The organism is Flavobacterium sp. B330r (assembly GCF_056824325.1).
The window spans coordinates 4,183,402-4,195,601 of the sequence record NZ_CP124860.1; the positions used below are offsets into that span (position 1 = coordinate 4,183,402).

Genomic DNA, 12,200 nt, shown 5'->3' on the forward strand with positions numbered 1-12,200 from the left:
AGCATCAGTTTTTAACTGGTGCTTTTTTTGTTAATATTTAATTGGTTTTAATCCTTTTTGGCTTTTATTCTATGTAAGAAATAGTATATATTTGATTCGCAACTATTAAAACCAAATATATGAAAAGAAACCAAAGGGCATTTCTAATTCTATTTCTTGCCAGTTTTTCATTTGTAACTAATTCGTACGCACAGGAAAGCATTGTTGTTACTGGAGGCAAAGGCACTGGCTCTGGGGGAGCAGCAAGTTATTCGGTTGGGCAAATTGCGGATATACAATTGAGAGGAAGTGGCGGCTCTGCACAACAGGGCATTCAGCAACCTTACGAAATAGCCACTCTAAGTAATGACAAATTCGATGAAATTAGTTTAGTCATGACAGCCTTTCCGAATCCTGTTATTGATGAACTAAATCTTATAGTTGTAAACAATAAATTTGAAGACTTGTCTTATAATTTATTTGATATTAACGGGCGAATACTATCAAAAGCTTCTAATATAACTTCTTCAGAAACGAAAGTACCTATGCAGGGATTGGCGCAAGGAGTTTATTTTCTTTCAGTAAATAACAATTCGAAAGCAATCAAAACTTTTAAAATCATTAAAAAATAAAATTTTAAACAGCAGAAAAATATATGAGAAAAATTACTCTAGCGTTTTTATTATTAAGTTCTTTTACCATTTTATTTGCGCAAGCACCACAGAAAATGAATTATCAATCTGTGATTCGTAAAACAGATGGAACATTGCTCTCCAATACCTTAATTGGGATCAGAACAAGTGTTTTATTCGGCTCTGAAACAGGAACAGCATCTTATGTCGAAACTCAAACTACCACAACAAACCCTAACGGATTAGCAACAATAGTAATTGGTGGAGGAACGCCAGTTACAGGAACTTTTGCGGGAATAGATTGGGGCGCGGGTACTCATTTTATTAAAACAGAAATTGATCCAGAAGGAGGAACCAATTATACAATTAGCGGAACAAGTCAGCTTTTAAGTGTGCCTTATGCTTTGTACGCCGGAAGTAGTCAAAGTCAAGGAAAAACGAGCATTATAATAACAGGAGATATTACAGATGCACAGGCAGCGGCACAAATAACCGCCGAATTTGGTCCTTATACAGAAAATATCTACATTACCAGTACAACAAATCTTACAACTATAGACTTAAGCGCAATAAAAAAGCTGGTAAACTTAAAGATTCAAAATAATTTAAAATTAGTAAACTTTAATTTAAGTAATCTTATTGAAGTATATAATGATTTAGATGTTGGAAACAATGAAGTATTAGCTTCTGTTGCATTTTCTGCATTGAAAATATTGCATTCATACGACACTGGAATCTTAAATAATCCATCTTTAACATCGATTTCATTTCCTATTTTGACGTCAAGCAAAGGGCTTTATTTTCAAAATAATTCAATTCTTACTTCCATTGACTTGCCATTGTTAACAAAGATTACAGATGAAAGTTTATCGCTTAATTTTAATAAAAATGCGCTTTCTAGTTCACAAGTTAATTTAATTTTACAGCGACTTCTTAACCTTTCTCCTAATGCAAAAAGCTATGTTCAGTTGCAAGGTCAAAATCCTCCAGCTCCTCCTACAGGGCAAGGAATTCTTGATAAAGCAACTTTAATAAACAGAGGTTACAGTATTTCTACCGATTAATTTAAAAAAAAGTAATTATAATAAAGCATCAGTTTTTTAGCTGGTGCTTTTTTTTGCCCAAAATTTTGAAACTTTTAACTTATTTCATATAACAAGATATTCTCAAAAAAGGATGAATTTTAAACAAATAAAAATCAGCAAATTATTAATTAAAATTAGAAATTATGAACAATATATTTAGAGGATTATTGGCAGGTTACGGAGCTAAAAAGCTTGGTGGAGGATGTTTTGGAACAATTATCGTTTTTATTATTTTGTGGGTTCTTTTAGGACAATGTAACTAAAACCACAATACAGAAAATTACGAATAAAAACACAAATTTTGGTGTAAGATTATTGGGCAGATTAAGTCAAAATGTCTAGATTCGCATCACTAAAAATAAAAATAAATTTAAAAATGGCTTCAGGTTTTTTTGTTCTATTAGATGATATCGCAGCAATTATGGATGATGTTGCAGTAATGAGTAAAGTTGCTGCAAAAAAAACAGCTGGAATTCTAGGAGATGATTTGGCAGTAAATGCCGAAAAAGCTTCTGGATTTGCGTCTTCAAGAGAATTACCGGTTTTATGGGCAATAAGTAAAGGCTCTTTATTGAATAAAATTATTATTCTTCCAATTGCATTTTTACTAAGTGCTTTTTTGCCAATTGCAATTATAATAATTTTGGTACTTGGAGGATTGTTTTTAGCTTACGAAGGAGCCGAAAAAATTTACGAATTTGTCTTTCCTCACAAGCACGATGAATCAGAAGGAATTACCAATGAGGATTTAACAGAAGAACAAATTCTAGTAATTGAAAAAGGAAAAATAAAATCAGCAATCATTACCGATTTTATATTATCTGTAGAAATAGTAATTATAGCATTGGGAACTGTAATAGAAGAACCGCTGACACAGCAGATAATTGTAACTTCGATAATCGCATTAGTTGCGACAATAGGAGTGTACGGAATTGTAGCGCTTATTGTTCGTATGGACGAAGCAGGTTATAAGCTTATAAAATATAGCAAAAGCGAAAAAAGTCCATCACGATTTATTGGAAATTTATTAGTAAAAGCGTTACCGCTTGTTATAAAAGGTCTAACTGTAATTGGTACAATTGCATTGCTTTTAGTGGCAGGAGGAATATTTGTGCATTATATTCCATTTTTTCATCATCTGTCAGAAGAAATTAAAATCCCTTCTATCATTAAAGAATTTACAGTGGGATTAACTCTAGGGTTTGTTGTTTTAGTTTTTGTAAATCTATTCAAAAAGATTTTTAAGAAGAAAACAGCTTAATAAAAATCAAGAACATACATTAAAGGAAACATCAGTTAGCACTGGTGTTTTTTTTATTTTTAGGGGCAGATCAAATCATTTCTGAAGAATATTTTGTCCGCCCGATAGCAATCGGGACTATCTTTTCTGCAACTACTAGCAGGAAAAATGATATCGCTTTGATTGTGCATAACTATCCTAGGGATTTTTATTTTCATAAGAAATAACGTTTTTTTTTTAATCTTTTTTAGATGAATAATTTTTTGATTTACAATGTTTTAATGTTTTGTTGAGAATTTTTAACATTTTATCAAAGCAACCAAAGCAACCTTGGCACGTCTTCATAGTAATTAACAATTAATTATTATTTTATATGAAAAGTTCTAGATTAAAATCAGTTTTAGTAGTATTATTTTTATCAATTGGATTTGTTTCATGCAGTAACGATGATGATAACAACACACCAGCTCCAAGAACAAAAGCAGCTTTGGTAACCGAAATTAAAGGGCCGGCAACAGGGAAAGTAAACGATGAATTAAGCTACGATGTAACGTATGTAGTAGATAACGCTTGTGCTGAATTTGATAAGATCTCGGAAGTAACTATCGGATCTGAAAAAGGTCTTCAAGTAATTGCAAAATACCCATCAGAAGTTTGCACGCAACAAGTTCCAGATTCTAAGAAAACAGTTTACAAATTTTCATCTAAAGTAAAAGGAACTTTCGAAATCAAATTTAAAAAATCAGAAACAGAATTCCTTACTCAAAAAGTAGTGATTGAATAACAACAAGCTTAGTTGAATTTTTTTAGGTTGAAAGCCATTTTGCAAAGATTTAGTTTTTTGTAAATGGCTTTTTTTTTAATGCAGTATTAGACGTAGTATTATGTTGTAATTTATTATTTTATAATCTTAAAAACTGGCATATTTATGATGATTTTAATTTCATGTTACCCTTGATTGCTTCATTTTGCCATTCCTTTAAAAAGTATTATTTTTGCACTCTAAATTTTATGTCATGGCGAAAAGAAAGTATAAAATATCGGTTATTCAGTTAAATCTGAATGATGTTGCCGAAAACAATCTTAAAAAATGTATCAGCTGGGTAAGAGATGCTGCAAGTCAAGGTGCTGAGGTAATCTTACTTCCTGAATTATATAGCAGTCATTATTTCTGCCAAAGCGAAGATGTAGATAATTTTGCATTAGCAGAGCCACTTTACAGTACTTCATTTATTGCATTCAGCGAATTGGCAAAAGAATTAGGAGTAGTAATTATTGTTCCTTTCTTTGAGAAAAGAATGGCAGGGATCTATCATAACAGTGCTTACATCATTGATACTGATGGAACAGAAGCTGGTTTGTATCGTAAAATGCATATTCCAGATGATCCTCATTTTTACGAAAAATTCTATTTCACTCCAGGTGATTTAGGTTTCCAAGCAATCGAAACTAAAAAAGGTACTGTTGGAACTTTAATTTGCTGGGATCAATGGTATCCAGAAGCAGCTCGTATTACAGCTCTTAAAGGTGCTGAGGTTTTATTTTACCCAACAGCAATTGGGTGGCATCCTAAAGAAAAAGAACAATACGGAGAAAACCAATATGGTGCTTGGATGAACGTTATGAAAGGACATGCAGTAGCAAATGGTGTTTTCGTGGCAGCAGCAAACCGAATTGGTTTAGAAAAATATCTTGAAGGAACAGAAGGAATTCAGTTCTGGGGAGCTTCTTTCATTGCAGGACCACAAGGAGAAATTTTAGCTCAAGCTTCTCATGATAAAGAAGAAATTTTAATTGCTGAAGTTGATTTGGATTTGCAAGAAAACGTTCGTCAAAACTGGCCATTCTTTAGAGACAGAAGAATCGATGCTTTTGGAGATATTACCAAAAGAGCAATTGATAAATAATTAGATTTTTTTTAAATATATAAAAAGGGCAAAATATCATTTTGCCCTTTTTTTTGTGAGCATCGGAGAAGCGAAATATTAAAGAATGAGCTCCGGAGGAGCAAAACATTTATAGAATTTCACTACGACCCATAAAAAAGCTCCAGCGGAGCGACATGTACTAAATTGTAAAAAAATATGTTATAAAAAACTTTGTAAGGAGTTCTTCTAAAATAATGAAAAAGAGCTGTCTCAAAAATGAAACAGCTCCTTTTCTTGTTTTTAGCTTTATATGTATTACTTCACTTGGAAAGTAACTCTTCTCACGATCTGACGTGCCTCTTTAGAATTTTTGTTAACAGAAGTATCTTCTCCGTTAGCAATTACATTCAATCTTGATGCGTCAATTCCTGCATTTACGGCTACTTTTTTAACAGCCTCAGCTCTTTTTCTAGATAATTCAGTGTTGTAGTTTGAATTTCCAATTTCGTCAGCATAACCAATAATATCGGCTGATTTTCCTGGATTGTTTTTCAAGTATTTCACTAAGAAATCTACGCCTGATAAAGATGCGTTTGTAGGTTTAGACGAATTAAAATCGAAGTAAACGTTTACATAACCACCGTTAATTAATTCTTCAACAGTATTGTTTGTAGCCGTTCCAGCGCCTTTCTTTTCGTAAGTTTTGTCTAAATAGCTTTCTAACTCATCTGGCACACCATTTTGATTCGTGTCAATAGATTGTCCTTTTGTGTTAACAGCAACTCCTGCAATGCTATTTGGTTCTAAATCGTATAAATCAGCAACTCCATCTTTGTCTGAATCGATAAGACCAGTTTCGATTAAGTCCACTCTTTTTTCCAATTCACCAATTCTATCTTCTTCACCAACCCAGTCAGCATGTTTCTGATTTTTTCCTAAGTAGAAAGTCAAACCAACAGAAGCATTCAATAAAACGCCGTCAAAAGAACCAGTTGTTGTATTGCCCATTCCGTCAAAGTTCCAATTCTGTCTTCCGTTTACAATTCCAGTAAGATCTCCTGTTAAAGCTACACGATCGCTTAATCTAATTTGTCCAGTTAAACCGGCAATTCCGTGAGCCATGTAATCTTGTCCTCCAAATCCTGTTTCGGTACTAATTTGAGAAACCCCAAAACCACCATGCGCCAAAAGACCGATTGTATTTGTCCAAGTTTCAAAATTTAAAGCACGTCCAACATTAACAACCCCTTGTAAACTTGCTCTAACATAACGGCTTTCAAAATCTGGAGTGTCTTTTTTCTCTTTAAATTGGTCGTAACCAACGTCTAATTTTACCCCAAATTTTGGATTAAACATATATCTTACACCTAAATCTCCGTGAAAAAAGTTCAATGATTCAGTAGTATAACCTGGAGTCATTGTTCTGGTTGGTTTGTTAACACCACCATTTAGTTCGATCGACCATTTGTTGTATTCTTGATCTACATTAGGTTTGGTAGAAGTGGTAGCCATATTTTGAGCGCCTGCAGCAAATGATAGTAATAATAAGGATGCTGATACTAATTTCTTTTTCATGATATCAAAAATTAAATTGTTTTTATTTTAAACTCATGAACAAAATTAGAAGTCGAATCTTAGAATGCGTTGTATATACCCTTACATAATTCCCATCTTTTGGCATTTAATTATGTAAATACGTTAAAATAAGTACAATAGAAAGTATAAAAAAAGGACAAAATTCACATTTTGTCCTTTTGCTATCCTGAAAAAGTATTAATTATTTCAAATCTGGCTGATAAATTTTAACAGATCCGTCTCCTTCGCTGCTTGCTACCAGCAAACTTCTTTTTGTAGGACTTTTTGAAGCCGGAATGAATAATAAGCCTTCTGGTGCGTCTCCTGTTTTTACAGTTTGTAAATATTGTGGAGAAGTTGGATTTGAAGCATCATAAACCATAAACGCATCAGATCTTTCTAAACCAACAAATAAAATGTTTTGAGTTCCCATTTTTGCTACAACTACAGCTTCTGGCTCAGAACCTTTGTCATCACTTCTTTTATCGTCGTATGTGCCAATTTCATTCGTTTTTTTGTCAACATCATTTTTACTGTCAAAAACGATTTTTCCAGTGTTTCCATTCCAAATAGAGAATGATCTTCCTCCAAAACTTACCATTTGATCTAGATCTCCATCTCCGTCAGTGTCTCCCATATCTGTAACAAGGTTTAATCTTCCTAAATTAGTATCTAATTTTAAAGTAGCAGCATCTGGAAAAGCGGTTGCGTCAAGTGTCATGCTTTTCATACGTTTAACATCAGTGTAAGCTGCGTATTCTCTTGCATCACCTTCATTAGCAGTAACAAAATAAGGAATATTATTTACCGTATAATGACTGATAGCATCTGGCATATAAAGACCTTTTACTTTCCATGGGTTAAAGGCAATTTTATTATCGCTATCGCTTACATCGATTGCATTTTCAGCAATATTGTAATCTTTTAAACCTAAAGGATAAATGGCTGTAATAGTTTTTGAAGTTAAATCTACTTTTGCAACGCCATTATTTTCTTGTAGCGTCACCCAAGCAGTTTTAGAATCGTCAGAAATAGTAATGTATTCTGGTTCGATATCTTGAGCGAAACTCTTAGCAAATTTTGAAACTCTAAATCCGTCTTTCTTTAATGCTTCTGCTTGACCCGCAAACGAGCTAAAATCTAAAGTTGTGACATTGTAAGTGTTAGTTTCAATAATAGAAATTGTTCCGTTTGGATCTTGAGAATAATCGGTATTTGGCTCGCCTTCGTTAGCTGTCATGATATATTTTCCATCTGGAGAAAAAGTAATCATATCTGGCAATGCACCAACTGTAACTTGTTTGATTAAACTGTAATCAGAAGTATTAAAGACTACTACTTTCCCGTTTCCTTGTTTGTTTGCAGTAGATTCTAAAGCAACAGCCAATTTTCCGTCAAAAACAGAAACACTGTTTGCAGCGCCTTCATAAGCAACTAAATCAATTTTTCCGACTTTAAGAGGTTTTGTTGGATCAGCGATATCGATAACGTCAATTTGGTTTACACCGCTGTTGTTTACAGTAAAAAGTCTTTTTGTTTTCTCGCAGTAAGCAGAGATTTCTGCAGCAGCTTCTCCGCCAATTGTAATAGAGCCAATTTCTTTAAAAGTTCCAGGGTTTTCGTTTACAACAACTTCTGGTTCGTTGTTCGAATTTTCATCATTGTTACAGCTTGCTAATATAAAAAGAACAGCTAATAATGAGATTGATAAATTTTTCATGTGTTAGTTTTTAGTTTTTGCAAAAGTAATTCTGGCCTCTCTGTTAAATATTAAGGCTGTATTATTTAATCTTTAACTTAATTTTTGCAGGATATTTTTTGTGAAATAACACACGATTTTGGTTCAAATGTTTTAAAATCCTAACGAATGCTTATCTTTGCACTTTCTAAATTAGAACGTATTTATGTCAACAGATAATAGAAGATTTCCAGCAGAATGGGAAAAGCAACAAGGAATTGTATTGTGTTTTCCGCACAATGGTAACGATTGGCCAGGAAAATACGAAGCTGTTCAATGGGCTTTTGTAGAGTTTATTAAAAAAGTAGCGGCTTTTGAAACTGTTTTTTTAGTGGTTGCCGATGAAAAGCTAAAAGAAAAAGTAGCCGATATGCTTGAAAGAGCTCGTGTAAACCTTAACAACGTTTCTTATATTATTCATAAAACCAATAGAAGCTGGATGCGTGACTCGGGACCAATTATCGTAAAAAACGGTTCGAAAAGAGAAGCATTGAATTTTAATTTTAACGGCTGGGCAAAATATAAAAACTATCAGTTAGATAAGTTTGTTCCTGGTAAAGTGGCAGATTTTATTGATGTTCCTTTAACTCAGGTGATGTACAAAGGAAAACCTGTAATTGTTGAGGGAGGAGCAATTGATGTAAACGGAAAAGGAACTTTACTAACTTCTGAAGAGTGTCTAATGCATCCAACCATTCAGGTGAGAAATCCTGGTTTTACCAAAGAAGATTATGAAGCCGTTTTTAAAGAATATCTTGGAGTTACCAATGTAATTTGGTTAGGAGATGGAATTGAAGGCGATGATACACATGGTCATATTGACGATTTATGCCGATTTGTAAATGAAGATACCATTGTTACGATTGTAGAAACAGATAAAAACGATTCAAACTATAAACCTTTGCAGGATAATTTGAAACGTTTGCAAAATGCAAAATTAGAAAACGGAAATGCGCCAGTAATTGTAGCGTTACCAATGCCAAAACGTGTAGATTTTGAAGATTTACGTTTACCAGCAAGTTATGCAAACTTCTTGATTTTGAATAATTGTGTTTTAGTGCCGACATTCAATGACAGTAATGATCGCGTAGCTTTAAATATATTGTCAGAATGTTTCCCTGATCGCGAAGTAATCGGTATAAGTTGTATTGATTTTATTTGGGGATTCGGAACTTTGCATTGTTTAAGTCAGCAGATTCCTGCATAAAAATTGTAGCCATAGATTAAAAAAAATCACTTTTGATCTTTTTAATCTGTGATAAAATTATCAGATATACAGAGACTTTCTTATATTATTTGAGCTGTCACCAAAAGTGGCAGCTTTTTTTTGTTGTATATTTAACAGACAGATTTGCCGTGTGTCCCCGTATCCTTCTTATATTCGTATGTTCAATAATGCAGAAATGCAGATTTAATTTTATATGAAGAAAATATTTTTTATCCTTTCCGTGCTTTCTTCCGGAGTTCTTTTTTCACAGTCTGAGTCGCAGGAAAAACCAGAACTTACATTTGCGACCTACAATGTGAGTATGGAATCTGATAATTATTCTCCGAAAGGCGCAATGGGAAAATCGGAGCAGATATTGATTTATCAGCTTAATTCAGGGCATAATACTCAAATCAGAAATATTGCTCAAATTATTCAGACCGTTAGGCCAGACGTTATTCTGCTAAACGAATTTGATTATATTAAAGATCCTGAACTTGGTGTAAAGGCGTTTATTAAAAATTATTTGAATGTGAGCCAAGGCGGAGCAACAGCTATTGATTATCCTTATTACTATTATTCGACAGTGAATACGGGTCAGCCAAGTCCTTACGATTTGAACAATGATGGAAAGTTGGATAGTTTTGGAAATGATGCATGGGCATTTGGCATGTATCCTGGTCAATATGGAATGATGCTTTTGTCTAAATATCCTATTGATGTTAAGGCGGTTCGTACTTTTCAACATTTTAAATGGAAAGATATGCCAGGAGCATTGCTTACCAAAAAAACAGATGGATCGGATTGGTATAGCAAAAAAGCATGGAAGGAATTTCCATTATCTTCAAAATCTCACTGGGATGTTCCTGTAGAGATTGGCAATAAAACAGTTCATGTTTTAGTCAGTCATCCAACTCCTCCTACTTTTGACGGTGCTGAAGATCGCAATGGGAAAAGAAATCATGATGAAATCCGATTTTGGAGAGATTATATTTCAGATAATTCGGCCTCGTATATTTATGATGATAAAGGGGTAAAAGGAGGTTTGTCTCCAGATTCTCGATTTGTTATAATGGGTGATCAAAACGCTTCACCAGTTGAAGGGGATGCTATTAGAGAAGGTATAAAATCTTTAGTTGAGAGTCCGAAAATTAATAACGACTTTACGCCTGCTAGTAAAGGTGGTGCTGAATTTAGTCCTGAAAATCCTTTTGGAGTTAATCATACAGCCTTTTGGAGAATGCGTGCAGATTATGTATTGCCATCCAGACTTGGATTTAGGGTTCTCAACAGCGGTGTATTCTGGCCTGCCAAAGGCGAATTAATGTCGGAATTGGTTGAAAAACGCGAATCAAGTTCAGATCATCGTTTGGTTTGGGTAAAGGTGGTTTTGGAATAAATAAAACTTTGCCTTTTAATTTACGAGATTAAATAAAGCATAAAAAAACCTTGGGATAACCAAGGTTTTTTGTTTTATATCTCTTCAGTTTTATCTGCTCTTCATTGTTTAATGAAAGGAGGTAGCAATTGGCTAGAAACTTCTCCAAAACCAATTCTTACTTCCGTATTTTCACAGAACCCACGAATAATTACAGTATCATTATCTTCAATAAATTTACGTTCGCTTCCGTCTTTTAACTTCAATGGATTTTTTCCTCCCCAAGTTAATTCTAGCATAGAACCAAAACTATCAGGAGTTGGACCAGAAATTGTTCCAGAACCCATCATGTCGCCAGAGTTTACACGGCATCCATTAGAAGTGTGATGTGCTAATTGCTGACTCATTGACCAGTATAAATATTTGAAGTTAGATCTTGAAATAATAGTTTCTTCTTCTTGATTTTCAGGTTTTAAAGAAACTTCCAAATGAATGTCAAAAGCTTTTTTTCCTTTGGTCTGCAAATACGGAAGTGGTGTTGGATCTTGTTTAGGGCCCTTTGTTCTAAAAGGTTCCAAGGCATCCATAGTCACAATCCAAGGTGAAATAGAAGTCGCAAAGTTCTTAGCTAAGAATGGCCCAAGTGGCACATATTCCCATTTCTGAATGTCGCGAGCACTCCAGTCATTTAGTAAAACCATTCCGAAAATATAATCTTCAGCTTCATAAGTTGAAATATTTTCGCCCATTACATTTACATCTGTTGTAATAAAAGCAGTCTCTAATTCAAAATCTACTAAACGTGAAGCACCGAAAACAGGCGTGTCGTGTCCAGCTGGCAAAGTTTGTCCCATCGGTCTGTGAACTGGAATTCCAGATGGTACAATGGTAGAACTTCTTCCATGATATCCAACCGGAATATGAAGCCAGTTGGGCAACAAAGCATTGTCTGGATCTCGGAACATTTTACCCACGTTTGTAGCGTGCTCTCTACTAGAATAAAAGTCGGTGTAATCACCAATTAAAACAGGAAGTTGCATCTCTACATCTTCAATTTTAAATATAACAATATCTCTATGTTTTGTTGAATCTCTTAATTGTGGATTAGTTTCGTCGAATATATCTGCAATACGATTTCGAACTAAACGCCATGTTTTTTTTCCGTCAGAAATAAAATCATTTAGCGTATCCTGCATAAACATATCATCGGTTAATTCTATTCCTTCAAAATAGTTTAATTGCTGTAAAGCACCTAAATCTATGGCGTAATCGCCAATTCGCGTTCCTACGGTAACGACATTTTCTTTAGTAAGAAATACACCGAAAGGAATATTCTGAATGGGGAAGTCGCTATTTTCTGGCACTTCTAACCATGATTTTCTACTGGTATCGTTGGCAGTTATTGGCATGTTTAATGTTAATTATTTGTTGAAAAATTACTTGTCAAATATATCATAATCTAGCAGTTTGACAAACGTTTTTTTGTATTTTTGCGTGA

General features: G+C 33.9%; 10 protein-coding genes. 7 read left to right on the forward strand and 3 right to left on the reverse strand.

The window, feature by feature from the left end:
- Positions 1-119: 119 nt before the first annotated feature.
- The 5 genes from QLQ95_RS18675 (at position 120) to QLQ95_RS18695 (ending at position 4,843) form a co-directional block, all read left to right on the forward strand.
- A complete protein-coding gene (locus tag QLQ95_RS18675) occupies positions 120-611 on the forward strand; it encodes a T9SS type A sorting domain-containing protein (protein WP_482501069.1) in 492 nt (163 codons plus the stop codon).
- Between the two features lie 23 nt (positions 612-634).
- Complete coding sequence (locus QLQ95_RS18680; protein WP_482501070.1) at positions 635-1,675, forward strand: hypothetical protein; 1,041 nt, start codon at positions 635-637, stop codon at positions 1,673-1,675.
- Positions 1,676-2,072: 397 nt separating this feature from the next.
- Positions 2,073-2,957 (forward strand): DUF808 domain-containing protein, encoded by an 885-nt coding sequence (locus QLQ95_RS18685; protein ID WP_320492670.1) that lies wholly within the window; start codon positions 2,073-2,075, stop codon positions 2,955-2,957.
- Between the two features lie 352 nt (positions 2,958-3,309).
- Positions 3,310-3,720 (forward strand): hypothetical protein, encoded by a 411-nt coding sequence (locus QLQ95_RS18690; RefSeq protein WP_482501072.1) that lies wholly within the window; start codon positions 3,310-3,312, stop codon positions 3,718-3,720.
- Between the two features lie 232 nt (positions 3,721-3,952).
- Positions 3,953-4,843, forward strand: a complete 891-nt coding sequence (locus QLQ95_RS18695) for a carbon-nitrogen hydrolase (protein ID WP_095927649.1) — start codon at positions 3,953-3,955, stop codon at positions 4,841-4,843.
- Positions 4,844-5,119: 276 nt separating this feature from the next.
- Here QLQ95_RS18695 and QLQ95_RS18700 read toward each other — a convergent pair whose 3' ends face one another.
- Both QLQ95_RS18700 and QLQ95_RS18705 read right to left on the reverse strand, forming a co-directional pair.
- Entirely contained in the window at positions 5,120-6,379 is a 1,260-nt protein-coding gene (locus QLQ95_RS18700; RefSeq protein ID WP_428238857.1) for an OmpA family protein, read from the reverse strand.
- A 202-nt stretch (positions 6,380-6,581) separates the two neighbouring features.
- Positions 6,582-8,099 carry a choice-of-anchor I family protein gene (locus tag QLQ95_RS18705; protein ID WP_482501075.1) on the reverse strand — a complete coding sequence of 506 codons (1,518 nt, stop codon included), beginning with the start codon at positions 8,097-8,099 and terminating at the stop codon, positions 6,582-6,584.
- A 184-nt stretch (positions 8,100-8,283) separates the two neighbouring features.
- On the opposite strand from QLQ95_RS18705, the gene QLQ95_RS18710 reads away from it, so the two are divergent.
- Positions 8,284-9,324, forward strand: a complete 1,041-nt coding sequence (locus tag QLQ95_RS18710) for an agmatine deiminase family protein (RefSeq protein WP_482501077.1) — start codon at positions 8,284-8,286, stop codon at positions 9,322-9,324.
- Positions 9,325-9,538: 214 nt separating this feature from the next.
- The gene (locus tag QLQ95_RS18715; protein WP_482501079.1) at positions 9,539-10,723 is read left to right on the forward strand and encodes an endonuclease/exonuclease/phosphatase family protein; all 1,185 of its coding nucleotides are present in this window, start codon (positions 9,539-9,541) and stop codon (positions 10,721-10,723) included.
- Between the two features lie 101 nt (positions 10,724-10,824).
- On the opposite strand, the gene fahA is transcribed toward QLQ95_RS18715, so the two are convergent.
- The gene (gene fahA / locus QLQ95_RS18720) at positions 10,825-12,111 is read right to left on the reverse strand and encodes a fumarylacetoacetase (RefSeq protein ID WP_095927644.1); all 1,287 of its coding nucleotides are present in this window, start codon (positions 12,109-12,111) and stop codon (positions 10,825-10,827) included.
- Positions 12,112-12,200 lie beyond the last annotated feature (89 nt).